The organism is Paenibacillus sp. NPDC058367 (assembly GCF_042723305.1).
In the GTDB taxonomy this organism is placed as follows: Bacteria; Bacillota; Bacilli; order Paenibacillales; family Paenibacillaceae; genus Paenibacillus_AQ.
Map to the genome: position 1 here is coordinate 959,461 of NZ_JBHXIZ010000001.1, position 25,556 is coordinate 985,016.

27 protein-coding genes are annotated in these 25,556 nt (G+C 46.2%); 7 read left to right on the forward strand and 20 right to left on the reverse strand.

The window, feature by feature from the left end; translation table 11 throughout:
* Position 1: 1 nt before the first annotated feature.
* Complete coding sequence (locus ACFWMP_RS04455) at positions 2-1,042, forward strand: M42 family metallopeptidase (RefSeq protein WP_379423502.1); 1,041 nt, start codon at positions 2-4, stop codon at positions 1,040-1,042.
* Positions 1,026-1,856 carry a hypothetical protein gene (locus ACFWMP_RS04460; protein ID WP_379422169.1) on the forward strand — a complete coding sequence of 277 codons (831 nt, stop codon included), beginning with the start codon at positions 1,026-1,028 and terminating at the stop codon, positions 1,854-1,856. The genes ACFWMP_RS04455 and ACFWMP_RS04460 overlap by 17 nt, the downstream gene beginning before the upstream one ends.
* A 54-nt stretch (positions 1,857-1,910) precedes the next feature.
* Here ACFWMP_RS04460 and ACFWMP_RS04465 read toward each other — a convergent pair whose 3' ends face one another.
* From ACFWMP_RS04465 to hemE, 10 genes are all read right to left on the reverse strand, one after another.
* Positions 1,911-2,423, reverse strand: coding sequence for a tetratricopeptide repeat protein (locus ACFWMP_RS04465; protein WP_379422171.1), 513 nt, complete (start codon positions 2,421-2,423; stop codon positions 1,911-1,913).
* Between the two features lie 12 nt (positions 2,424-2,435).
* Positions 2,436-4,373, reverse strand: coding sequence for an ABC-F family ATP-binding cassette domain-containing protein (locus ACFWMP_RS04470; RefSeq protein WP_042186813.1), 1,938 nt, complete (start codon positions 4,371-4,373; stop codon positions 2,436-2,438).
* Positions 4,374-4,427: 54 nt separating this feature from the next.
* A complete protein-coding gene (locus tag ACFWMP_RS04475; protein WP_042186811.1) occupies positions 4,428-5,030 on the reverse strand; it encodes a TetR/AcrR family transcriptional regulator in 603 nt (200 codons plus the stop codon).
* Between the two features lie 11 nt (positions 5,031-5,041).
* On the reverse strand, positions 5,042-5,845 hold the full coding sequence (locus ACFWMP_RS04480; RefSeq protein WP_339246883.1) for a DUF92 domain-containing protein: 804 nt from the start codon (positions 5,843-5,845) through the stop codon (positions 5,042-5,044).
* A gap of 23 nt (positions 5,846-5,868) precedes the next feature.
* On the reverse strand, positions 5,869-6,492 hold the full coding sequence (locus ACFWMP_RS04485) for a fumarylacetoacetate hydrolase family protein (protein ID WP_042186808.1): 624 nt from the start codon (positions 6,490-6,492) through the stop codon (positions 5,869-5,871).
* Positions 6,493-6,528: 36 nt separating this feature from the next.
* Entirely contained in the window at positions 6,529-7,260 is a 732-nt protein-coding gene (locus tag ACFWMP_RS04490) for a glycerophosphodiester phosphodiesterase (RefSeq protein ID WP_379423504.1), read from the reverse strand.
* 21 nt (positions 7,261-7,281) lie between these two features.
* The gene (locus ACFWMP_RS04495; protein WP_379422174.1) at positions 7,282-8,670 is read right to left on the reverse strand and encodes a CapA family protein; all 1,389 of its coding nucleotides are present in this window, start codon (positions 8,668-8,670) and stop codon (positions 7,282-7,284) included.
* 180 nt (positions 8,671-8,850) lie between these two features.
* On the reverse strand, positions 8,851-10,272 hold the full coding sequence (gene hemG / locus ACFWMP_RS04500) for a protoporphyrinogen oxidase (protein WP_379422176.1): 1,422 nt from the start codon (positions 10,270-10,272) through the stop codon (positions 8,851-8,853).
* Entirely contained in the window at positions 10,269-11,225 is a 957-nt protein-coding gene (gene hemH, locus ACFWMP_RS04505; RefSeq protein ID WP_156113094.1) for a ferrochelatase, read from the reverse strand. Before hemH ends, hemG begins: the two co-directional genes overlap by 4 nt.
* 35 nt (positions 11,226-11,260) lie before the next feature.
* Complete coding sequence (gene hemE / locus ACFWMP_RS04510; RefSeq protein ID WP_042186799.1) at positions 11,261-12,322, reverse strand: uroporphyrinogen decarboxylase; 1,062 nt, start codon at positions 12,320-12,322, stop codon at positions 11,261-11,263.
* Positions 12,323-12,600: 278 nt separating this feature from the next.
* On the opposite strand from hemE, the gene ACFWMP_RS04515 reads away from it, so the two are divergent.
* Positions 12,601-13,821 (forward strand): MFS transporter, encoded by a 1,221-nt coding sequence (locus tag ACFWMP_RS04515; RefSeq protein ID WP_042126273.1) that lies wholly within the window; start codon positions 12,601-12,603, stop codon positions 13,819-13,821.
* 7 nt (positions 13,822-13,828) lie between these two features.
* Here the strand turns inward: ACFWMP_RS04515 and ACFWMP_RS04520 are convergent, their stop codons facing one another.
* A complete protein-coding gene (locus ACFWMP_RS04520; protein ID WP_379422180.1) occupies positions 13,829-14,458 on the reverse strand; it encodes an O-methyltransferase in 630 nt (209 codons plus the stop codon).
* A gap of 198 nt (positions 14,459-14,656) precedes the next feature.
* Between ACFWMP_RS04520 and ACFWMP_RS04525 the strand changes: the two genes are divergently transcribed.
* The gene (locus tag ACFWMP_RS04525) at positions 14,657-15,796 is read left to right on the forward strand and encodes a THUMP domain-containing class I SAM-dependent RNA methyltransferase (protein ID WP_042186795.1); all 1,140 of its coding nucleotides are present in this window, start codon (positions 14,657-14,659) and stop codon (positions 15,794-15,796) included.
* A gap of 203 nt (positions 15,797-15,999) precedes the next feature.
* Complete coding sequence (locus ACFWMP_RS04530) at positions 16,000-17,970, forward strand: LTA synthase family protein (RefSeq protein ID WP_379423506.1); 1,971 nt, start codon at positions 16,000-16,002, stop codon at positions 17,968-17,970.
* Between the two features lie 86 nt (positions 17,971-18,056).
* Here the strand turns inward: ACFWMP_RS04530 and ACFWMP_RS04535 are convergent, their stop codons facing one another.
* The 9 genes from ACFWMP_RS04535 to ACFWMP_RS04575 form a co-directional block, all read right to left on the reverse strand.
* A complete protein-coding gene (locus ACFWMP_RS04535; RefSeq protein ID WP_042126265.1) occupies positions 18,057-18,296 on the reverse strand; it encodes a YuzB family protein in 240 nt (79 codons plus the stop codon).
* Between the two features lie 41 nt (positions 18,297-18,337).
* Positions 18,338-18,640: a HesB/IscA family protein gene (locus ACFWMP_RS04540; RefSeq protein WP_379422182.1), complete on the reverse strand. Its 303-nt coding sequence runs from the start codon at positions 18,638-18,640 to the stop codon at positions 18,338-18,340.
* Positions 18,641-18,765: 125 nt separating this feature from the next.
* Complete coding sequence (locus ACFWMP_RS04545; RefSeq protein WP_076283188.1) at positions 18,766-19,017, reverse strand: hypothetical protein; 252 nt, start codon at positions 19,015-19,017, stop codon at positions 18,766-18,768.
* A 110-nt stretch (positions 19,018-19,127) separates the two neighbouring features.
* Positions 19,128-20,336 (reverse strand): M14 family zinc carboxypeptidase, encoded by a 1,209-nt coding sequence (locus tag ACFWMP_RS04550; RefSeq protein WP_379422184.1) that lies wholly within the window; start codon positions 20,334-20,336, stop codon positions 19,128-19,130.
* 207 nt (positions 20,337-20,543) lie between these two features.
* Positions 20,544-21,350 carry a glutamate racemase gene (racE, locus tag ACFWMP_RS04555; RefSeq protein WP_042193608.1) on the reverse strand — a complete coding sequence of 269 codons (807 nt, stop codon included), beginning with the start codon at positions 21,348-21,350 and terminating at the stop codon, positions 20,544-20,546.
* 254 nt (positions 21,351-21,604) lie between these two features.
* The gene (locus tag ACFWMP_RS04560) at positions 21,605-22,057 is read right to left on the reverse strand and encodes a YtxH domain-containing protein (protein WP_052404235.1); all 453 of its coding nucleotides are present in this window, start codon (positions 22,055-22,057) and stop codon (positions 21,605-21,607) included.
* A 100-nt stretch (positions 22,058-22,157) separates the two neighbouring features.
* Positions 22,158-22,823 (reverse strand): helix-turn-helix transcriptional regulator, encoded by a 666-nt coding sequence (locus ACFWMP_RS04565; protein ID WP_042186789.1) that lies wholly within the window; start codon positions 22,821-22,823, stop codon positions 22,158-22,160.
* 59 nt (positions 22,824-22,882) lie between these two features.
* On the reverse strand, positions 22,883-23,323 hold the full coding sequence (locus ACFWMP_RS04570) for a DUF86 domain-containing protein (protein ID WP_042186787.1): 441 nt from the start codon (positions 23,321-23,323) through the stop codon (positions 22,883-22,885).
* A gap of 210 nt (positions 23,324-23,533) precedes the next feature.
* Positions 23,534-23,821, reverse strand: a complete 288-nt coding sequence (locus ACFWMP_RS04575; protein WP_042126253.1) for a Dabb family protein — start codon at positions 23,819-23,821, stop codon at positions 23,534-23,536.
* A 164-nt stretch (positions 23,822-23,985) separates the two neighbouring features.
* Between ACFWMP_RS04575 and ACFWMP_RS04580 the strand changes: the two genes are divergently transcribed.
* Both ACFWMP_RS04580 and ACFWMP_RS04585 read left to right on the forward strand, forming a co-directional pair.
* Positions 23,986-24,570: a helix-turn-helix domain-containing protein gene (locus ACFWMP_RS04580; RefSeq protein ID WP_076283191.1), complete on the forward strand. Its 585-nt coding sequence runs from the start codon at positions 23,986-23,988 to the stop codon at positions 24,568-24,570.
* A gap of 147 nt (positions 24,571-24,717) precedes the next feature.
* On the forward strand, positions 24,718-25,521 hold the full coding sequence (locus tag ACFWMP_RS04585; RefSeq protein ID WP_042186783.1) for an MBL fold metallo-hydrolase: 804 nt from the start codon (positions 24,718-24,720) through the stop codon (positions 25,519-25,521).
* Positions 25,522-25,556 lie beyond the last annotated feature (35 nt).

Here is a 25,556-nt window from a genome sequence, read left to right on the forward strand (position 1 = left end):
GATTACTATTCAACCAAACGAAGATTACATACTCTCAATCCTAAAAAAATTGCTGGATACACCGAGCCCCAGCGGCTTCACAGCACAAGTAATGAACCTTGTTGCCGAAGAAGCGGCAGCATTAAATGTACCGCTAAGCTGGAATGAAAAAGGCGGCGTAATTCTAACCGTCCCAGGCCTAGATCCTTCCCGTACTATCGGCATCAGCGCTCACGTGGATACACTTGGAGGCATGGTTCGCTCTATTAAATCTGATGGTACACTGCGACTGACCTCTGTTGGTGGCTTCACTATGCACAGCATCGAGAATGAATACTGCGTGATCCATACCCGCAGCGGCAGAACCTATACTGGAACCATCTTAACCAGCCATCCATCCGTTCACGTATATCCAGATGCTCGTGATTTCAAACGTTCAGAGGAGAACATGGAAGTACGGATTGATGAGCTAGTATCTAACAAAGAAGATGTACTTAAGCTAGGCATCTCCGTTGGTGATTTCATTTCCTTCGATGCACGTGCGGTGATTACACCTAGCGGGTATATTAAATCCCGACATCTGGATGACAAAGCGAGCGTTGCTGCCCTTCTTGGCCTGCTGGAAAGCATGAAGCGCGAAGACTGGAAACCGCTCCACAACCTTTCTTTCCTCATCTCCAACTATGAGGAAGTGGGACATGGCACAGCTTGGATTCCTGGCGAGATTAATGAAATGATCGCAGTCGATATGGGCGCCATGGGCGACGATCTTAGCTGTAAAGAAACCGATGTGTCCATCTGTGCAAAAGATTCTTCAGGCCCTTATGATTATGTTATGACTGGCCGTTTGATTGAGCTGGCAGAAGCACTTGCTATTCCTTATGCCGTTGATATCTATCCAATGTACGGCTCCGATGCTTCCGCTGCCCTTCGAGGCGGCAATAATATTCGTGCCGCACTGATCGGCCCAGGCGTACACGCCTCCCACTCCATGGAACGTACACATAAGCAAGCTGTAGTAAACACTGCTAAGCTTCTCGCTGCTTATGTGGGCACTAACTGAGGCAAGTACTGGCAAGTTAAAGCAGCTCTGGAGACGTAGACAATGGCTGATAGTCTCACTTCTGCTGCTCATGATAGCAGTATCAGCAATCTCGATGTTCCTGTTTTCCAGAAGCCACAAGGAAAATCCCTTTGATGGTCTTCCACACGCTTACACTTATTTAGAGACCGTGAGTCCAGAAAATGTTCAACTCTATATGATGTCACTTTCACCCGAAGATATTAAACTCAGAGCCGCTGGTGCACCCCTTCAGCAGGTGATTGCTTATGGGATTAATGGAGGCTTCTTCTATGGAGATGCACTTCTATCCATTGCTATCATGAATGATATCCCCACTAACGGTGTTAAAAAGGCGTACGGCTCCGGCTGGTTTAACGCTAAATATGCGCGCGGAACCCTGGTCTGGGATGGTGCCAGTCGTAGCTTTTCCGTACAGGTCGTCTCATCGGGAGAAGAATTGAACGTTACGGATCGCCAGCATTATTTTGCGCAAGGCGGCATTAGTATGAATCTGCAGGATGAGGATCTCTGGGAAGATGTGATAGCGAAAGAACATCTTCCTTATTCGGATGAGAAACGAATGCGCTCAGGCATGCTGTATGACGATAATGGCAAGCTGTGGCTGATTGTTACGCCAACACTCTCGACGGCGGCAGAGTTCCGTTCAGCCATCCTACAGAGCGTGCCTGCTGAAGGTCTCGAAGGTATTTTTCTAGATGGTGATGGCTCCTCACAGATGAATGCTGATGAAATCATCTTACCTGGCGACTCTCGTGCCGTGGTGCAAATGATCGCGGTGGACGGAACGAAATAAAGCAAAAAGAAGCGATACTCTACTATTAGAGATCGCTTCTTTTTGTGATTTTATTCAATCCCAGACTTGCTCCAGCTTATCTGAGTAATATGAAATGGCCTTACTATAGCTTCTTATTCCTTCATCCGCAGAGGTTTCAGCCAGCAATTTAAGCAACATCCCCATAGCCAGACTATGATCTCCGAGATTGTGCAAGGTCATTGCAAGGAACACCGAAAATTCCTTATTCTCTGGGTACTCGTGAATGGCCTGCTCCAATATTGCTTTGGAATTCTCATATTCTCCGAGTGTTCGGTAGGTGCTGCCCAGTCCCAATAGAGCGCCGACTTTCTGCTCCGAAGATAAGCCTAGTGTTAAGCTTTTCTCATAATAGGGTATTGCCTCGCGTTCCAGACCGAGCACATCATGCGTCCACGCTAATTGATACAGAAGTTCTGCATCATTACCATTCTGCTCATACAGCTCTAACAGCATCATTCTGGCTTCTTCAGCTTTACCTTCGTTTCGCAGGGCTACAGCTTCCACAAGTTGATTCTCCAAACTGAGCCCTCCCTTATTGTCACACATGGACAATCCGTTTTATGCTTTACCAGCGATTTTCTCTGCAAGCTCATTCAGATAGGTCCAGCGCTCCATTAGACGCTCCAGTTCTACTTCGGCAAGCCTCTGCTCTTCCACTAGCTCCTGCAGTCTCCCGGAGTCAGCAAACGCTGCTTCCATCTCCGCACTAATATCCGTCAAGCGCTGTTCTGCAAGCTCGATCTGCTCGTCAATTCCTTCATATTCACGCTGTTCCTTAAAACTGAATTTGAGTTTGGTCTTGGAAGCTGATGATGCCGCTGTGTTACTGACTGTTTCTGTAGTCTCTTTACGCTTTGCATTACCGTCATCTTTGTTCGATTCTGCATTGCGTGAAGGAACATTTTTGGCCAGCCATTCTTCATATTCCGTATAATCGCCAACATGAAGCCGAATTTCTCCATTTTCAAAGGCAATCAGCTTGTCTATAGTCCGATCCAGGAAATAACGGTCATGGGATACGGTAAAGACGACGCCCGGGAATTCATCCAGATAGTCTTCTAAAACAGCCAACGTGCCAATATCCAAGTCGTTCGTAGGCTCATCCAACAGCAATACGTTTGGTGCTCCCATCAATACACGAAGCAGATACAGGCGTCTTTTTTCGCCACCAGACAGTTTGGAAATCGGCGTCCATTGCATCGCAGGAGGGAACAAGAAGCGTTCGAGCATTTGGCCTGCGGTAATGACGCTACCATCAGCTGTACGTATGACTTCCGCTTCTTCCTTCACATATTCAATAGCTCGCATGCTGTCATCCATATCCTGATGTTCTTGCGTAAAGTAACCCAACTTAACCGTCGCACCAAGCTGAACCTCTCCCTTATCCGGCTGCAGCTTACCTGCAATCAGATTCAGAAGTGTTGATTTACCGCTACCATTTGGACCTACAATACCTACGCGATCTTGTGGTACAGCAATATAGGTCAGATCTTTAATCAACTGACGACCATCCAGCGATTTTGACAGTTCATTGATTTCAATGATTTTGCGACCCAAACGTGTGGATGCCACCGAAATATCCAGCGAACCGTTCGAACTGCTTCCTGTACTTTCTTTCAGCTTCTCAAAACGGTCGATTCTTGCCTTTTGTTTCGTTGATCGAGCTTTAGCTCCACGACGAATCCAAGCAAGCTCCGTACGAAGCAGGTTCTTACGCTTTTGCTCCGCAGAGGCTTCACGCTCTTCACGGTCGGCTTTAAGCTCTAGAAAACGGGAATAGTTGGCCTCATAACGGTATAACTGTCCTCCGTCCAGCTCTAGCATGACACTTGCGACACGCTCCAGGAAGTAACGATCATGCGTTACCATTAAGAGGGCGCCACGCCGTTTCTGTAAATATTGCTCTAGCCAAGCCACGGAGTCCGTATCAATATGGTTCGTAGGCTCATCCAGAATAAGAAGCTCAGATGGCGTAATCAGGGCAGCCGCAAGTGCTACACGTTTCCGTTGACCACCAGACAGCGTATCCATCAGCGCATCGAATTTCACTATACCCAGCTTAGTAAGTACGCTCTTAGCTTCACTCTCCAAATGCCAAGTACCTGCTGCATCGATAGCCTGCCCAATCCGCACCAGTTTGCCTTCCAGTTCTGCATTACCTGGCTCTTTTTCAAGGCGAGACATGATCTCCATATACTCACGCATGGTAGCAAGATCTGGATCATCTCCGGCGAAGACCTGTTGCAGTACTGTATTTGTCGGCTCATAAGGAGGGTTCTGTGCCAAGTACTGCACTCGAACATTATTTCCGATCGCAATTTGCCCATCATCCGGGGTATCCAGACCGGCAATAATACGTAAAAACGTAGATTTACCCGTTCCATTCACACCGATCAAACCAATTTTATCCCGATCGTCCATACCAAATGAAGCATCACTAAAAAGTACTTTCTCTCCATAACTTTTGGAAAGATGTTCCACGGTCATAATATTCATGCTATTTCCTCGCTTGCCTTATATTTTCATAAAACCGGTCGCAGCATGAAGCTGCTATTCCACCGGTCTATCATCCTGACCTAAATTCAAGTAATCCATAGCCCCTTTAATAAAAAGACCCGCAGCGAAACCAGCGCGTTTATGCGCATCTTCTTCCTTAAAAGATGGATCGAACAAAATATCCATCTTCAGTCGATCCAACATCCCTATGTAGGACTGCGCCATAAGCTCAGGCTCAGACACACCGCCCTCCAGCAATACCTTCACCACTGCCTGCATATATTCTTCCATAAAAAGCGTCATATACGCCACAAGCTCTGGGTTATTGTTCGGTGCGCGGAAAAAGAGCTTCGTGTGTCGCTTACGCTCATAATAATAGTAAAGATGATGTTTGGCGATAATTGACAGTTTACCTGCCAAAGTATCACTAGCCTTCAGCTTTTCCTGTAATTGCTGAAGGAATCCCTCACAGTCCCGGCGCGTTACCGCCATGAACAATTCTTCTTTACTCTTGAAGTATAAATAAACGGTGCCCTTAGCAATTCCGGCCTGAACCGCAATTTCCGACATCTTCGTTTCGTAAAATCCACCTGAACCGAAGAGCTCGTATGCGGCATCCAGAATGGCAGTATGTTTATGATTGGACGTGCTGCTCATCGGTTCCTCCTTTAAAACATCATCCCACACAATAAGGCAATAGCCCCTCCGACGATAGAGCTAATAGCATTGACTGCATCATTAGTCATCCACTTCCAGCCACGTGCGTATTCAACCTTTTTACCGCAGTGATGTGTACTTTCCACTTCGCGTCCGCATACAGTGCAACGATTCATCTGCTGAACGGTTGCCCCTAGGATAGAATCTGTGAACGCACCCGCAAGTCCTCCAGTGAGTCCAGCCAATGTAAGCAACAAGAAGGATTGATCTGGCATGCCGGATATCATCCGTAGCAGCCATGAAGATGCACCGATAAGTGCACCTCCTGCGGCGGCGGCCAGCGTACCCAGACTGGATACGCCACCCGAGGCACCGGCCGGAAGTATTTTACCTGTCAGGACAGACCGAGGCGGCTTCTTGCTGAGTGTACCAATCTCCGTAGCCCATGTATCAGAGGTTACCGTTGCCATAACGCCGATAAATAAAAATTCCCAATGTTCCATCGGAACAATCGCATTCAATAGAACGAAAACCATCCCAAGCCCACCATTAGCAAAGACCTGCCCAGCATCTCGGCGACCTGTCTTGGCATAAGTCAGCTCAAGCTCTGCCTTATTATCATGATGAAGCTTAGACAACAGGCTTGAAGAGATGAAAAAAACCAACAATATTCCAAACCAAAAGGCATTTCCAGCACCAAAATAAATGGTCCCCATGGCTACCGCGGCAAGCATGCCGGAAAGGCTTAAGGATTGTTTCCTATAAGCCGCCCCCGCAACTAACAAAGCGCCAAGGGCGCCGATAATCCATAACATAGATTCATCTCCAACAGATGTTTTTAGCCGATCAGGCAAGTCCCCATCAGCTTGTCACCCCAGTACAATTCAAACGAATCTCCTGATACGGTAGAGCCTACACCTTCTGGTGTTCCTGTGAAAATCACATCGTCTTTACCCAGCCCGTAACGCGCAGCGATAAAATCGACAATTTTTTGGAGCGAAAAAATCATATTTTTAACATTACCTCGCTGAACTTCAACACCATTTTTTAAAACCGTGAAATCCGTTCCTTCCAGCTCTTCCTTGTCAGGAAACGCAATGTAAGGTGTGAGTGGAGCAGCGTTCTTAAAGCCTTTAGCTGGAGTCCAAGGCAGACCTTTCTTCTGCAGATCATTATGCACATCACGCAGTGTGAAATCCAGTCCCAGAGCCATAACATCCACCAGATCCTCCACGCTCATACCCGGTACATAATCACGCGCGATCCGTAGCACAAGTTCTCCTTCATAATGAACCTGACCTGAATCCTTTGGAAGCTGAATGACTGCTTTATCGAGGGAAACCGCCGCATGTGAGGGCTTCAAAAAAATGAGTGGCTCTACGGGGACATTATTTCCTAATTCCTCCGCATGTAGCTTGTAGTTCCGTCCAACACAATACAAATTATTAACAGCAGCGCACACAGACAATCAGCTCTCTTTCCCATCGAATTGGATTATTTATACTTTTAGAAATGTATCGCCCCAGATATCCGGACGGTTTGTACAAATCATTATATCAGAATGCATATCTGCTAAGCGACGCATCTCTTTTCCTTTGTTCACTGTCCAAGCCATAATCTTCACACCTTGCTCCGTCAAAACCTTAGCCAATCTAGGATTTAAACGCGAAAAGCTAATCGACAAAAGAGAACACTCCAGTTCATGCAGCCTTCGAGCAGGATTACCAAACCTTGAATCAAAAATTAAGCCTGTACGAAAGCGGGGGTCTATTTCCTTAATTTTTTTCAACACATCTGTGTCAAAAGAGGTCAAAATCACGTCGTCCCGCATGCCTTTAGAGGAAATAAGATCCGTCACCTTCTGTTCGATGCCAGGATACATATTGCCCACTGTTTTCAGTTCAATATTGAGACGAAGTCTACCGGAGGCTAAAGAGAGCACTTCTTCCAAGGAAGGCACCCGCTCTCCCCGAAAAGAACGCCCTTTCCAGCTACCCGCATCGAGACGCCGGATATGTTCCCAATCCATATTCCTCACCTTACCATGACCATTGGTTGTACGGTCCAGTGTAAAGTCATGAATGACAACAGGAACACCGTCCTTGGAGAGCTGGACATCCAATTCCATCCAGTGTACAAAAGGCATGGCAATGGCCATCCGGATCGCTGCTAATGTATTCTCCGGAGCTTTACCGGAAAATCCCCGATGGGCAACACATAAATTGTTCATCATAAGGACCTCCCAGGAACCCTATTTTGTAACTTGAGTCACTTTGCCGTCACTGTTAATCTTAACTCGACCAGCAGATAAAGACTCTATTTTTTTCAGCAAAAGCTGTCCGTTCACCTGATTCATGGGCACGGGCTGAGCTAGCTCAGCAGTCATAGGCTTCAGCTGTAATGAACATTGACCTTTTTTACTACATTCCGCCTGAAATACAGCAGTTTCCCAAGTGGCAGGTACCGTTGATCTCGTAAAAATAAAATTACCAGTGCTGTAGGCGATCCACTTGCCTTTGTACGGCTCCACACCTTGCAATACATGTGGGTGACCACCAATGACAAGATCAGCTCCCGCATCGACAAAGCTACGTCCAAGGGTCTGCTGTGTATTATCGAACTGCTCTACCCGTTCTTTACCCCAATGGACAACTACGACAACCAAATCAGCTTTTTGTTTAGCTGCAGCAATCGCTTTAAGTCCTTCTCTACTATCATATACTGAAGCAAGCCCGGGTTTATTTTTTCCCGCCATCCAATCAGATGCAGGAATCACCCGTGTGAACCCCAGCAAGGCGATCTTAATCCCTTTACGCTCAAAATATTGCGCCGAGAATGCTTCTTTACTGTTGAGTCCGGCACCAACATAAGGAATGCCTCTTTCCGAGAGATGACTCAGCGTGTCTCGCAGGCCTTCCTCCCCTTGATCAAGCGTGTGATTGTTCGCCATATTTACTGCATCCACTCCGGCTGCTTTAAGAGCATCTAGTGCTTTGGGCGAGCCTTTGAATACGTATTGCTTATTAGCGGCGCCAACCCCACCCGTGGTCACAGGAGTCTCCAGATTCACAACCGTAAGATCATCCTTCTTGAACATTCCATCGAGCGCTGCATACGAATAGTCGTAGCCTTTCTTTTCAAGCAATTCCCCAGCTTTCCCCGAAAAAATAACATCTCCACCAAAATTCAAGGTCACTGTATTGCCAGAAGCCTGGTCATCTGACGGAAGTCCAGACACAGAACCACCATCTGCGACTTGGGAGCTACCTTCATCTGGCGAAGGGGTCTCAGTTGGTACAGGCGCCTGTGTTTCAACATTTTCTTCTTTCTTTGGCTCTGGTGTAGGTGAAGCTTCCGGAGTTACCGTTGGAGAAGGGATGGGAGACTCCGTGGCTTCAGGCGTTGCAGTCACTATAGGTGCTGTCTCCTGAGCAGTACTATCAGGCGTAGGCGAAGCCGTCATTTGCGCCACTGGAGGTGGCTCAGAACTTCCCTTGAATCTGTCATCCATAAAACTATAGCTGAGCGCCACAATAATCATCAGAAGTAGACCTGCATTGACCCACATCCAGGCCGTTCTGCGCTTACGTTTGCTCTTATGTTTGTTCTTCTGTCTAGAACGCGATCGCGGCGGATACATTGTTTCTATGATCTCCTCTACTCTCAAATTGGTTCTATTATAGCATACCTAGCACCTGTCCCTCCAAATACGAGAGTCCATTAAGATAGTATAATCTAACATTTAAACAAAAACGGTGAAGCAAAATAATCTTCGCTTCACCGTTCAATTGATAATTCTAGATTGATCGTACATGTACATTTAATTCGATATGCGCTTAGCAGCGCTTTGTGCTGTAAGCTTGGCCTGCTTAACACAATCGGGCATTGCCACTCCATCATATCCAGCTCCAAAGACATATATCCCAGGAAGTGTGGTCTCAAGCTCCCTATGGAATTTAGAAAGATTGTCAAGATGTCCAACAGGATACTGTGGCATCGAATGTTCCGAACGAGTAATTTCCGTGAATATAGGTTTCGCTGTAATGCCCATGATCTCTCGTAAATCCTTACTCACTAGCTCCGTAAGAGCCTCATCTGGAAGTTGAACATTCTGCTCATCTCCGGAACGGCCTACATGACAGCGCATAAGTACTTTATCATCTGGACTCGTATGCGGCCACTTCGTTGACGTCCATGTACAGGCAGTAATATTGCGCCCTTCCTTACGTGGCACAAGAAAACCTGCTCCAGCATCATCAATTTCGATATCCTTCTTGTCGAAGGCCATGACTAAGTTCGCAACCGATACATAATTTACCGCATCGAGTGCTGAAACATCCACATGTGGACGCAAAAGTTCGGCAGCAAAAGAATTTGGTGTGGTGATATATATTTCATCCGCAAGTAGCCGTTCGCCACTTTCCAGTTCTAGCTCATAACGAGAAGCATTAGTTCCTGTAGCATGTATAGAGACCACCGCAGCTTCAGTTCGCTGTTCTACATCATGCAGTTCATGAATCAAGCCATGCACGAGACTTTGTAGTCCTTTTCGAAATGTCAGAAAAGTGCTGTTCTTTGTGCTCGTATTTGTCTTGGAGGAATTCTGTTCTTTAATGATTCCACGAATAAGACCACCATACTGCCGCTCTACTTCTCCAAATTGCGGAAAGGTAGCCTGTAGGCTGACTTTGCGTAAATCCCCAGCATACATACCGGCTAATAGCGGTTCGGTCAAATTCTCCATCACTTCAGTACCTAAACGTCGCTCAATCAGCTGTCCAAGGGATTCATCGTCATTACTCCGCTTAGGAGGAAGGATCAAGTCCATCAGCGCGCGTATTTTGCCACCGAATGAAACCAGAGCACTTGATAGAAATGGCTTTAGTTCAGTAGGAATTCCAAGCACAAGACCGGAAGGCATAGGATGAAGCTTGTCACGCTGTAGTATATAGGTCTTCTCTGCCTTTGGATCTGTGTTCACCAGCTCGTGATCTAGCTCTAATTCCTTAGCCAATTCAATCATCTCTGTTTTGCTAGCTAAAAAAGAATCCGGACCCTTCTCAATCACAAATCCATCCCGGTGCAATGTTTCGATCTTCCCGCCAAGAGTCTTGTCTTTCTCTAGCAGTACAATATCAGGTTTCATGCCAGCTTTTTTGTAAAACTTACGAATGTAAAAGGCGGCGCTGAGTCCACTCAGCCCACCGCCTATGATAACAATTCGCCTAGAGGGACCAGTCATGACTGACCGGCCGACATTTGATTCAGTCTTGTACGAACAACATCGCTCAATACGGACATGTACGCAGGATCGCTGTTTAATGATTCAATCCGCATAAGACGCATATCCAGCTCTGAAGCTACGGCTGTTGCCTCGATATCAAGGTCATACAGCACTTCTAAATGATCGGATACGAACCCGATCGGTGCCACTAGAACATACTCTACCTGTTCCTTGCTAAGCTGCTGAAGTGTATCCAGAATATCTGGTCCAAGCCATGGTTCAGCTGTCCGTCCTGCGCTTTGCCACGTAAACTGCCAATTGGTTATCCCCACTTGATCTGCAATAGCCTTTGAGGTCTCCAATAGTTGATCTTTATAAGGATCGCCCATAGCTAGAATACGCTCTGGAAGACTATGCGCGCTAAATAATACCCTTATCTCATCGCGAGTAGCGCCTGCTTCGATATATTGATCTATTTTCGCAGTTACTCTCCGGCCTAGAACATCGATCAATACTGGGTGCATATGGTAGCTCTCCACAAAACCCATGTTGATTTTACATGCATCAGCCTTTTCCTGAGCACGTTTAATGTAGCCACCCACGCTCATGCTTGAATAGTGAGGGGCAAGCACAACACCAACCGCTTGGGTAATGCCGTCCTTCGCCATAGCCTCGACGCCGTCCTCAATAAACGGATAGGCATGCTTCAAACCCTGATAGCAGACAAATTCAACATCCGCCCCAGCTTTATCCGCGTTTAGTGCTGCCTGTAATGCAGCTACTTGACGGTCTGTGTTCTCCCGCAGCGGGAATACACCCCCGACGATCGCTTCATAGCGATCTGTTAATTCTTTAAGCTGCTCCGCTGTCGGCGGATTACCTCGCCGAATATGAGTGTAATATGCTTCAACGTCTTCTAAGCTTTTAGGAGTGCCATACGACATGACGAGAACACCTATTTTTGCTGTCACGGATTCCATCCCCTTATAGATTTAATAGGCTATTTTTAAGAACGCAGTTTGGCTGATTCTTTCAATACTTCCTGTGAATATTCGTGAATATATTCCGTTAATTCTCTAAGCTTCTCTAAAGAAGCCTCCGGGAATAAGCCATGACCCAGATTGAAGATATATCCCGGCTCTTGTACCCCTTCATCAATTAACGCTTTCGCGTGCTCCTTCAAGACGTCCATCGGCGCTGTAAGTAAATACGGATCCAGGTTGCCTTGAATCGCAAATTTCCCACCGGTTCTGCGTCGACCTTCGGACAAGCTCACACGCCAGTCCACCCCGATTACATCCGCTTGAAGCTTCGTAAGACTCGGTAGCAATTCGCCAGAGCTTACGCCAGGAAAGTATATTTTCGGTACATCAAGATCAGATAATTCGGAAAAAATACGAGAAACCGTCGGTAACACATACTTTTCAAAATCGCGTGGCGCAAGGGCGCCAACCCAGCTGTCGAACAATTGAAACGCTTTTCCACCACTACGCACGTGACTGCGGAGGTAAGCGATAATCATATCGCCGAGCTTGTCCATCAGCATTTCCCAGACACGGGGTTCACTGTACATTAGCTCTTTAGTCCGAATATATCCTTTGGAAGGTCTGCCTTCGATCAGATAGCTGGCAATTGTAAACGGTGCGCCTGCGAAAGTAATCAAGGGCACGTCCAGCTCCTTATCCAGAATAGCAATCGTCTCCAAAATATGTCCGAGATCGCCTTCAACATCAATGGGCTTCAGTCTCTCGACATCTGCTGCAGAGCGAATCGGATTCTCGATCACAGGGCCAATATCTTTGACGATATCAAATTTCACACCGATAGAAGCGACCGGATTCATAATGTCTGAATACAAAATGGCCGCGTCCACACCTAGCTTACGCACAGGCATCAAGGTTACTTCAGCCGCCAACTCAGGCTGTTTGCAGATTTCAAGCAATGAGTACTTTTCCTTGATTTTACGGTACTCGGGATCATAACGGCCGGCCTGCCGCATGTACCATACGGGAACGTGCTCCGTATCCTGCTTTCTGCAGGCGCGGATAAAAGTGTCGTTGTAGGTCATGATAAGATCTCCATTATATTTTATAAGATTTTTTAAAATAAACGCTTACCGTCCTAATAAGGACGCCGATGGCGTTTATGCTTGATCGGCATACTTACTATTATGCCCTTTTTAAAAGGTTGTAACAAGCAAAACGAAGATCGTGGAATGACAATCCTATGACATTACTATGACATGTATTGCACTTTTGAAGCTAAAAAAATGATATACTGATAAAATGTCTATTTTTCTGTGAATCATGTATTTTCTGAAATTCTTTGAAAGGAAGTGAAAGCACTTTGAAGAAATGGGAGACATGGAAGGTCAACCTCTTAGTGCTTTGGTTCGGACAATTCTTGGTAAATGCCGGAATGACGATGATTACACCGTTCCTGACCTTGTATCTTGCTAAGGATCTTGGAGTTCAGGGTGAGCATGAAATTGGAATTTGGGCGGGCCTTATTTTTGCCGCAAACTTTTTAACTTCTTTCATTTTCCAGCCACTATGGGGAAAACTTGCTGACAAATATGGACGTAAAATCATGCTCCTGCGCTCCAGCTTTGGCATGGCTATCGTTATGGTGTTGATGGGCTTCGCACAATCCCCTATGCAGCTGCTCTTACTGCGACTGCTAAACGGTACAATCTCCGGCTTCAATCCCGCTTCCATCGCACTCGTTTCGGGTACTACTCCGAAAGCACGTATGGGATTTTCGATGGGGCTGATGCAGTCGGGTTCTGTTGCAGGTACCATCCTTGGACCACTTATTGGTGGTTTTCTTGCTGATTTAATCGGATTTCGTCCGATCTTTTATGTCGTTGGCGCCTTGCTCTTCATCGCCTCTCTGCTGGCATTATTTCTCGTTAAAGAGAAATTCGATCGTGCAGAAGCCGCACAGGAGCCACAGGTGTCAGTAATGGAGGGCTTGAAGGAATTGATCAAAATCCCTCAGCTCCCGGCGCTGTTTGGTGTAACCTTTTTGCTGCAATTTGCAATGATCAGCCCCATGGCCTTGCTGCCACTGTATGTTGAAAAGTTAAATGGGCCTGCTGAGAATATAGCCTTTTTAGCCGGAATGGTCAGCGCAGTTACAGGGATCTCCAACATGCTGGCTTCCCCCTTGCTCGGCAAGCTGAGTGATAAAGTCGGCGCACACCGCATTCTGACCTACGCGTTAATCGGGGCCTCGCTATTCCTGATTCCGCAAGCATTCGTTACTAGCGTGTGGCAGCTAATTATTGTCCGTTTTCTCATGGGGATTTTTATGGGCGGCCTATTGCCCAGCGTTAATGCGCTTATCCGGTCTTATACCCCTGACGGGAAAGAAAGCCGCGCATTCGGCTTCAACGGCAGCACATTGTCACTGGGCAATATGCTGGGAGCTATCATAGGCGGCTTTCTATCTGGTTATATTGGTATTGAGGGACTGTTTATCATCTCCGGAAGCTTGTTGCTGTTAAACACCGTATGGGTCCGGGTTAAGCTATACAAAGCTACTCCGCCACGACTATTTCGCTAATCTTCTGCTATTTCACCATTGCCAACGCCAGTCCATCATAGGCTGGCAGACAAGTGCTGATCAGACGGTCATCGGTGGCGATCATTTCATTGAAATGCCGTACAGCCAGAATGGCAGGTCCATTTCGATCTGTATTTAGCGTCCGTCCGCGGAGAAAGATATTATCACCAGCAATAATCGCGCCTGGATTAGCCATCTTGATGGCATATTCCAAGTAATTGGTATAGTTAATCTTGTCTGCGTCGATAAAGAAGAAATCGAACTTAGCTCCCTCTTCGTCCAGTGCCTTCAGGCTGTCCATCGCGGGTCCTATTCTATATTCCGTAGAACCCCCGAATCCGGCCAGTTCTAAATTACGGCGAGCAAGCTCGGCATAATCGGCCCTCAGCTCTAGTGAAGTCAGCGTGCCACCTTCAGTAAAGCCGCGAGATAAGCAAATCCCGCTGTAGCCGCCAAGTGCGCCAATCTCCAAAATACGCGTGGAGCGAGACAGTCTAACAAGCATAGTGAGTAGTCTTCCGTACCCCGGCTCGACAGACACCTCCGGCATACCCGCTTGGACGATAGCTTCTTTTACCTGAAGCAGGATTTCGTCCTCGGTATAAAGTTGTTCACTGTATTCTTCTTGGGTAAGCATAAAGATTCTCCTTTGATGATCCCCCGTTTTCTCGAATGAAGGGATGACGGGGAAGATTTTATGGTTTATGGAATGCCGGGCATTGTGAAGTGTCCCGCATTCCCCTATACTTGTATGGATGCTTTTCTTATGGTATTGGCTTTTCTTATTGTACTGGCTTTTTGTATTTATCTACAAGTTAAACGGAGTTGAGAGTATTTGAGCAAATTACAATTAATCGCTACTGCCCCTATGGGATTAGAAGCTGTAGTAGCGCGCGAATTAAACGAACTGGGTTATGAGACCACGGTCGAGAACGGTCGTGTATTGTTCAGTGGTGATTATATCGACATCTGTCGCTGTAATTTATGGCTGCGTACATCCGACCGCGTATTAGTAAAAATGGGTCAATTCCCCGCTAAAACCTTCGATGAGTTATTTGAGGGTGTTAAAGCGCTGCCTTGGGAAGACTGGATTCCCGAGAATGGAGAATTTCCGGTTGAAGGACGATCCCATAAATCACAACTAACGAGTGTACCCGCTTCCCAAGGGATTGTCAAAAAAGCTATCGTCGAGAAGCTGAAGCTCTCCTATCATACGGACTGGTTCCCAGAGAACGGACCTCGATATGTGATCGAAGTGATTCTGTTAAACGATATCGCGCTTATTACGCTAGACACCACCGGACCTGCTCTTCACAAACGCGGATACCGCAGACAGGCTACAGAAGCGCCACTGAAGGAAACGATGGCAGCCGCTTTAATCCAGCTTAGCCGCTGGAATGGCCACCGTCCGCTATATGATCCATGTTGTGGTTCGGGAACATTGTTGATCGAAGCCGCGATGATCGCTTGGAATATCGCACCGGGACTACGGCGTTCCTTCCCTTCAGAACATTGGCCAGTCATTCCTAAGCATCTGTGGGAAGAAGCTCGCGAAGAAGCTTTCGATGCCGTACGAGACGATTATCCATTGCAGCTAACCGGCACGGATATCGATCCTGCTGCTATAGAAATTGCTGAAGCCGCTGCTAAAAGCGCCGGCCTGTCCGGAGAAATAACCTTCACCGTGATGGCTGCCGCCAAAGCAAGACCCCAAGGCGAATACGGCTGTATCATTACCAACCCGCCATATGGTGAACGGATCAGTAATGATAAAGAGGTGGAGAAGCTGACTCGCCAGTTTGGTGAAATGATGCTGTATCTACCGACTTGGTCATTCTTTGCAATTAGTCCTTATAAGGAATTCGAACAATATTACGGACGTAAAGCGGACAAACGTCGCAAGTTGTATAACGGACGTATTGAGTGTCAATATTATCAATACTTGGGTCCACTTCCACCTAGAAATCCGAAATAATTCGGAAGACAATTACGCCAAGCATAAACGCCTTCGGCGTCCTTAAAAGGACGGTAAACGTTTATGCGAGAAATATAAGAACGGACATCTACCTCGATTGAGGACGGTGTCCGTTTCTTCTTACATACTCAACTTCTGCGCTAGGAGGCTTTAACGTGTCACGAGATCCATTTAGTAGGAGCAGCTCATCCATAACGGATAGAATGATCACTATTGTCCGCTCCCGTTATATTGGTTATATCCTTTTTCTTGTCCTTATGCTCGCTAAGCTAATGTTTCTTCACAGCGGCCTGCATGCTCCTAATATTGATATGAACCGTCTCGACAAGCTCATTGCTCTCGGTTCAGTTATGCTGTTATCCTTTTGGGTGTTATGGCTCCCCCGACGTGGACAAACCATAGCCCTGATAATCATAAACGTGCTCCTGACATTACTTATTTATTCTGATATTGTCTACTATCGCTACTTTCAGGATTTCATCACCGTTCCCGTTCTTTTTCAAGCCGGACAGATGGATGCACTTGGCGGAAGTATCTTTGCACTACTCCGTCCCTCTGATCTCTACTTGTTCGCGGATTGGCTGATATTTCTGGTTTACACCATTTGGGTAGTGTTATTCCGTCGGAACACGCCTGCCTATAATAATGGACAGCCTTCCTATTATGCTCACACAAGTCATTTTCGTCCCTCTTCACGCTTAATGAGAGGACTAAGACGGAGCGTTAACGGGGTCGTTGCATTGGTATTAGGCTGTATTCTGACCTTTGGCCCTATCCACTCTTACGCCACTACGTGGGCCAAGGGTTTATTCACTGGTAACTGGTGGAGCTTGGCAATGTATAACGTTACTGGACTCATTGGATTTCACGGTTATGATATTTACTTGTATGCCAAAGATCATTTAGGCCCGCAGCCTGAGCTTTCACAAAAGGAAGCCAGCTCCATGAAGCTCTGGTTCAATGAACACAATGCTGAGCAAAGTGCTCTTAACGACAGCTTTGGAAAATACAGCGGAAGCAACATCGTTGTTATTCAGGCCGAAGCTTTTATGAATTTTGTAGTGGGACGATCGATCAATGGACAAGAGGTCACACCTAATTTGAACGCTCTAATCAAAGAGAATACCTACTTCAGTAATTACTATCATCAGACCTCACAAGGACGAACCTCCGATGCGGATTTCGCCTCGAATGGTTCACTGTATCCGCTGGTCTCCGGCTCAGTATTTGTCCGTTACCCGGATCATCAATTTGACACGTTACCTGCCATTTTGAAGTCCAAGGGCTATAACACTAATGCCTTCCATGCGTATGAAGGAAGCTTCTGGAATCGGCAGATTATGTATAAGGCGATGGGGTATGACCATTTTTATAGCAAAAAAGACTTTAAGATCGACGAGCCCCTAGGCTGGTCATTGGGAGATAAATCATTCCTGCGGCAGTCCCTAAATATTATGGATTCTGTAGAATCGATCCAGAAGCCCTTTTACTCTTTTTTGACTACACTATCTAGTCATCACCCATATTCTCTCCCTGCGGCTAAGCAAGGGCTTGATACCGGGGAGTTTAAAGGTACCATCTTCGGAGATTATTTACAGGCTGTTCATTATACAGATGAAGCTCTAGGTGAATTGGTGAGTGATATGAAGCAGCGTGGGTTGTGGGATAACACGATCCTTGCCTTTTATGGTGATCATGATAACTCGATCCAAGAAACCTCTTATTACGAACAATTTCTTGGTAAAAGCTTAAGTAAGCTCGACATGCATCAAATCATGCATCAAGTTCCATTACTCATTCATCTGCCGGGTAATAACACCTCGGTGATTGATTCTAATCCGGCTGGTCAATTGGATCTCACACCTTCCTTACTCCATCTGCTTGGGATCTCACAAGATCCTTATTATCTCATGGGTAATAATCTGTTCAGTGGCAAAGAGCGACTTGTGACACTGCGAACCGGTGCCTTTGCCGATGCGAAGCGCTCCTATCTTCCAAGTGAAAATGGACAATTCAACAGCGGCACCTGTTATAGCCTCGACAGCCGCGAAGCCATTGACGTTGCGGGGTGCAGTACCGGGTTCGAGACAAGTAAGCAACGACTGCAAATCTCAGACGATATCATGAAATACGATGGCATCCAGATGCTTCGAAAGGAAGAATCTGCACCATAAAAACTTCATTTATAAAACAAAAAGCCCTAAACTCCGTCATCAACACAGGTTTAGGGCTTTTTAAGTTGATGGATAAGACCTCTGCATTATTTCTGAACGGCCGGTTGCTTGATAAAAGCTTCTACCTTCTTCAACACTTCTTCCTCTGTTGGAGCACTCACATAACGACCATTAACATATACAAAGGCCCGTTTGCCACATGGACCACAGTACGACTTACAGCCGACCTTGATCTCTGCATCAGGCGCCATCTTTTGCAGTTTGGGTATGATACTCTTCAATTTCATAAAATTACATTCATCGCACACTTGTATATCGTTAGCCATGGAGCAACCCTTCTTTATGTCCCAAATTTAAGGCGAAACGTTTAGTGATCGCCGTGATTACCTTTAGACGGATTAGTAATAACAAAACCTTCTTCAGGAAGATATAAATAATCAACGACCACACCATCAAGGAGCGGTTGATTCGGATCAAGAATAACATCGATTTCTTTATCTGTCGAGACTACAACATCATTCTCATTAGGCGTGTCCAAATCCAGTCCGTAGTGAGCATGATCACCGTGAGCATGCGTAATCGCTACGCGAAGCGTCAACTCGCTGTTTCCTTCAAGTTCCATTTGTTTCTTTATCACTTTAGCCGCATTGCGGGTAATTTTGACCTTCATCTATCATCCATCTCCTAGTACTTAAATTAAATACTCAATTACCTATTTTAAAGGTAATTGATATCTAAAAGCAACTATATTAACAAATTAGATACACAATCCGAGGTAGATCTCACTTCACTGCCTCATTTTCCGGCCTGAAGTGCCGGGTATTTTCGTCCCATCCGTGACACGAACCAGCCCATAAGAAGCATCGTCACACCAATATCATCGATCGGTAAAAAAGGCATAAAATCCGGCAACACCCAATAGAGCAGCACTGGGATTGTGAATAAAAGCTTGTCCCCTATTGCGACTTTAGGGGAGATCACATATCGCCAGGAACTACTGAAGATAGTAGACCATTGTTTCAGTGACAGCAGTTTTTTCAGTTTCATAGTGACCCTCCTCCCAAGTAAAAAGGATACAGCCGCGGATAACGTGTAGTGACGACAGCGGCCATACCCTATGGTTTATGTTACGCAAGTTTACTGTAATTGTTTCATAATTATTTCACATTGGATAGTATCGTTCCCAAAATTAGACCCGTTTCTAGCGCCATATCCTCAAAATCTGCCAGTGGCAACGGATTTTTGCCGATCCCCAGCTCAACTGTAAATCCTGGTTTGCGAAAGGTCTGGATGAACCAATCCTTATACCCGGCATCGCTGCCAGTTAATTCGACTGCACGATAGCTGCTCGCAGCGGCCAATCGTGTTGCTAATTCGCGGCTTTCGGGAGGCTCATATCCCCGGTAATTCCAGTAGATCTCTCCTCCTTGGCTATGCAAAGACACTGCAGCTTCTCCGGGCGCGTTCTCAGCAAGTACCGCTAGAGCTGCTGCCTCAGGTTCACTTAACGCCTCAGGACCACTGTAATCACGTGGAGAGGGCAGGGTTACACCACGTCGTTCCCGTTCCTCTTCCCAATGAGCAGGGAACTGATCCCCGAGATCCACACCGCGTATATTGGCCTTCCAATGGCGAAAACTCCGCCGTCCCCCGTTCCATTTCATAAGGTCCTCATAATAAGGGTGGCCTGGTAAAACGCCCTCCTGCACTAACTCCACGCCGTCAGGGTTAGCCATGGGTACAGCCCATAGGGTCCAATTATTGTACCATTCCTCTGGACGATGACCATTCCATGCCAAACCTTTAGCATAAGCTGCTGCATACTCTTCTATGAACGACATCAGGCAAGGCGAGGTCAGCCATTCATTAGCATGTAGAGCCGCATTAACATGCAAATGGCGGGTTCCATTGCCTATTTTAAGCACATGAATTGGCTTGCCGAGCACACTGTTGCCAATTGGATATGCTTGAATAAAAGGATATTGTGCAATCAGGCTGCTGATATCGTTCTCAACATCAACCGGACCGTACTCTCCACGTAAGAATACCACTCGCTCTGGAATCGGAGGCGGAATGACGAGCACTTTTCCCGGTGTACAAAAGCGCCCTGAGGACACACCTGGATTAAGCTTCTCCAAATCATCTAAACTCACATTGAATAATGAGGTTATGCGTTCAAGATCGTCCCCTTCCTGCACCGCATACCTTTTACGCGGCGAAGACGGCAGGAATAAAACCTGACCCGGATATAAATAAGACTGTCTCCCAACCCATGGATTGCCTTGAATGACATGCTCAGGGGTTAATCCATGCAGGGCGGCAATTCGGCTTACGGTATCTCCCCTGCTTGCAATATATTGTCGCATTAGGTCTCATCCTCTCGGCCTTAAATTGCTGATACGGTGGATACAAAAATAGCAGCAAACAGCACTTAACTCTATTGTATGCAAGAGCCACTACCCTGCATGAAGGAGAAATGAATCACAAGAAAATAGGCTGGGAATTATGCTTCCCAGCCTATTTTATCTTTCACTCCGTAGAGTTTGTCCCTATTCAATTCAACATTGCTCTGCTTATAACGTGGATACTTGCCATACTACTGGGGTGCGTTTAATTTGTTCTCCAAGCCAGTCTCGGGCAATTCGCTGAAACATTTCAGCATCACCACTGCAGAAGAACTGATGAATTGGACTTTCATCCCCGATGGACAGCTTGCCTTTATCGTATAAAATCGTGCTGATCTCACGAGCTGTCTCATCTGCGGAACTGATCAGTTTGACTCCCGGTCCCATGGTCTCTCCAATAGGCTCAACAAGAAATGGGTAATGAGTGCATCCTAAAATTAAAGTATCGATGTTATTATCTTTAATGCCTTCCAATGCCTGCTCTACAATTTCATAACTTTTCTCTGAGCGGAACATGCCTTGCTCAACGAGTGGGACAAGCGCCGGGCAGGCTTGACTTACAACCTCAACAAAAGGAGACAGCTGCTTTAGTGCGTTAGTATAAGCCCCGCTGCCGATGGTTCCTATTGTACCGATCACGCCGACATGTCCGCTTTTGGTCGCGCTAATTGCAGCACGGGCTCCGGGATGAATCACCCCAATGACAGGAATAGAGACCTTGGCTGAGATATAATCGAGTGCCGCTGCTGTTGCGGTATTACAAGCGATAACAATCATTTTAGGATTAAACTGGATCAAATAATCTACAATTTGTTCTGTAAACAGTGTTACTTCCTCGGTCGAACGGGGTCCGTACGGAGCTCGGGCCGTATCTCCGAAATAAATGATTTTCTCCCGCGGGAGCTGCCTCATCACTTCTTTGACAACTGTTAGCCCTCCCACACCTGAGTCTAATATTGCAATAGCTTGCTGCACGAACACACCGCTTCCTTCTACTTGTTTTGTGTAGCTTATGTAAGCCGAAAACAAAATGTACCTGACTTTCAGCCCCAATTGCAGATATTACTCCTTTTGGACTCTTAGTTCAAGCCAAGACTTTTGCCATCATTTAACAGGTCTATAAGAATGAAATAAAAAAGCCACCTTCCGCCCAATGCGAAAAAGCGGCTCTATTAAAAGAGAATAAGTACTTTTTGACCGTAAAACCAAACACTCCATCCACTGTTTCATTATGCGATTTCGTTATTGTCCTTGTCATCTAGCTGAGCTTCTTCAAGACTAGCTTCTTCACTGCTTACTTCTTCATTTACAGGCGATACCTCTAACTCCGTTACCTCTTCCAAAGTGGCCGCTGCCTCTTGAATCGTTTCTTCCGTAGCAATTCCACTTACTGCTACAGTAGCAGTATCTTCTTCTACAGCATTCGAACATGATTTGCTCCATTCGCGAACCTCATGGACTACATGACCTATAGAATCCTTAGCTTTGTCATACAGCTCAACGCTCTTGTCTCCAGCCTGCACGGCAATTCCCTGCACCTTTTCAATGCCAGCAGCTGTTCCTTCCGCAATATCCTTGCGCAGCTCTTTACCTGGCTTAGGCGCGAACAGAAGTGCTGTCACTGATCCAACCACACTTCCGACTAAAGCTCCCCATAACAAACCTTTTGTGTCCTTTTTCATCGTTTCATCTCTCCTTTAAATTCATTGCTCCCCGCTCTACCGGGCTAATGCCTATATCTGCTATATCATAAGCAGCAGGAGTTTGTCTTGTGACTAATTATTACGACTTTTCAGAAGTTTTGTCTGTTACATTTTTGGGTGCAATTGCGTATCGGCAGCATTGTCCGCCTTCTGCCATACATTCACTTCGTGTAACCTTAGCATCCAGCAATTCCTCAAATAGGCTATGCTCGCATTGACAAGCTTTACGATACTGAGTAGCCACCTGGCGAATCGGGCAGTTGTATTCTTTTATGACATACGAACCATCCTCTTCTCGGTTCCACTCCGCCATATATCCACCAGCGTTTTGGATCGACGATAACTCAGCTACTCGCTCTTCCAAATTCCGGCGTTCCATCATCGGTGCATACTGGGTGAGCATCCGGCGACGGCGTCCCTCAAACAATGTATTAACAGCTTCCAATCCACTGCCATAATCCAATTCACGCAAAAGCTCCAAAGCCAGATTATGATAGCTTTTTGGAAAATACTCTTCGGACTTCTCCGTTAAAGAATACATATGTAAAGGCCGCCCCATCGCTTGCCGAACCACTTTTGTCTTAGCAAGTCCCTCCTGCTCCAGCTGAAGCACATGACGACGGACACCCATCTCTGTAATTCCCAATTCTTCTGCCAGCGCGCCGATGGTCAGTGGTCCTTTCGTCTTCAGGAGCGTCATAATCAAGTGTCTTGTCGATCCATTTTCCTGCCCCATCTTCATCATAAAGGAACCCCCTCTCTTTCACGGCTACCGCCTATTTTATATGATTCTATCTTATGCTATTATAGCGTTACACCGGACCCAAGTTCCTGATCCAAATAATTCCCTACTTCAACAGCAAACTTCTCTAGCACCTCTGAAAGGATTGGTGTGAGCGGGTGTAGTGCTTCTCTTTCCCAGGCAAAATAATCCTGCACGAGCGGCTTACGAAGTGCGACAAGCTCTATCAATCGCTCGTAGATCTCACTTTTACCTAGTACTTTTTCTTCATGTATAATTGAAATGATATCCTCATAACTTCCGGCATCACGCATAATAAAACCGTCAATCAGACAACTACCAACGTCCGTAACCACCTCTATCGCCAGATGAAGGCAGCGTTCTTGTATTAGTCCGGTTAAAGTATTGCCATCCCATGAAGCTGTTACAGTCCGAAGACCTGTAGTTATATCTGGGATTTGAGCAAGAATGGTTTCGATTTGTTTGCGGTTGACATAATACACAGCAATACCCCCATGTCAAAAATAGTTAGAGAAATCTGCATTATCCCTACTTACCGCGTTTGCCGCGGCGTTTCAGCCAAAAGAACATAATGAAACATGCCGCAAGAAAAACGACCAAATAAGTTAACGCTTCCATCGGATACTCGAGCTCACGCATTCCTGTCACCGCTTCCGGTATAAAATGATGATGCTTGTTAATCAGCAGATCGCTTAGATTACGTAATCCACAGCAATTGAAAGTTCTTTAACTTCATTAATATGAGCTATAACTTCCTTATGCGCCGGATGAACCTGATAAGCCTGTAAATCATCCAGTGAAGCTACCACCGTAACTAGAGCAATATCAAAGGATCGATCAGAATGAATGATATCAGCACCCACTTCAATCGAAAGGAGCTGCGGGATTTTACCTTCCATATTTCGCAGTACGGCTACCGTTGCCGCAACGCTTTCTTCGGACCGGTCCTTCAATTTAAAAAATACAATATGCTTGATCATTCTATCTCGCTCCCTGTTGTAATATTGTAATTAGATATTAAAAATATATCATAAGCGTACGCGTTCTGGAAGAAACTTAAAAAGTGATGTCAGAAATAGCAGCATTAACCATTGCCGATGTATATGAAAGTGTTGTAGTATATTTTTAAAAAATCGGAGGAATTATGCCTAGTAACCAACAAGAAACTCATAATATCCAGGCGTGGTCTCTGATCAACCGCAAATATCTTGGACAAGGCGTTCGTGTAAAAAGATTCCGCCGTCCAAAGCGCAGCCAGATTAGAAACCGTGTGTTACTTGCTGTATTGATGGCTAAGGATATCAAACTTTCACGACTCGCAGAAGATCTTGGTATATCCTCTCGCAGCGTAAGCGCCTGGGTATACGAAGGTCGTATCCCTTCCAACAATAACATTGACAAGACCTGCCGCCTACTCGGGTACCCGCCCCACATTTTGTTCAATGAAGCACTGATTCGTCAGAGTCCAATTGTATGTCAACCAACTCCTTCACGATTTATGAAAAGAAGTATTACCAGTTCGCCTCGCAGCAATGTGATTCTAACCGGCCTCTGTATGGTTTACGATTTTTCCGTAACCGATGTAAGTATTTGGATAGGTGTTCATCCCGGGACGTTTCGAAAATGGCTGCACAGCAGCCATCTGCCTACCCCTGCTCTGCAGGAAAAAGCCGAAACCTTCTTCCGAATTCCACGACATATTCTATTTGCAGACTGCGGAACGCTCTAATGTGATCCTATCGCTTAATAAGTTCAAGGCCAGCCCTTCTTCCTTAATTAGGAGAAGGGTTTTTTGCCATATTTTTTTCTTAAAAAAGGGTCATACTACTGTTTAGGTACATTGTTCAGTACTAAAGAACGGAACAGGAGGCGTAAGATGAGACTTGACGGAATACTATCTGAAGGCTACACCGATACTTGGGACGTGGCCCCCGGTGTCATCGGACTACGAACCATGTTCGTAAATTGCGCATTCATCGGCCAGCCCAATTCGGACTGGATCATTGTAGATACGGGACTTAGCTCTTACACAAACAGAATTATAGATTATGCTAAGGAGAAGTATGAGAAGCCTCCGGTGGCAATTATCCTGACTCATGGGCATTTCGACCATATCGGGGGTGTGAAAAAGCTTATTGAGGAATGGAATGTACCCGTGTATGCTCACCCACTAGAGCTTCCTTATCTAACAGGTAAAGCGGATTATCCTCCAGCCGATCCGGCCGTAGGCGGCGGGCTGATGAGTATGGTGTCCTCATTATTTTCACATCATGGTATCGACCTTGGATCAGCCATACATCCTTTACCCGAAGACAGAACCGTCCCCGGAGCAAAGGGCTGGAAATGGATCCATACACCTGGACATAGTCCTGGACATATTTCACTATTCAGACCAGAAGATAAGGTACTGATTGCTGGTGACACCTTTCTTACAGTCAAACAAGAGTCCGTATTCGCAGTAGCTACCCAGCATCAGGTGGTGCACGGCCCACCCTCTTATTTCACGACGGACTGGGAAGACGCGGAAAAGTCGGTCCGCACACTTGCGTTGCTAGATCCTCATATCGTTCTCTCTGGACATGGGGTGCCTATGGAGGGTGAAAAATTATCTACTCAGCTTGCTCATTTATGCAAGAATTTCAAGGAAATGGCGTTGCCGGGTCAAGGGAAGTTCGTGTGATTTCCTTGCGGGGTCCCATTTTGCTAAAATAGCCA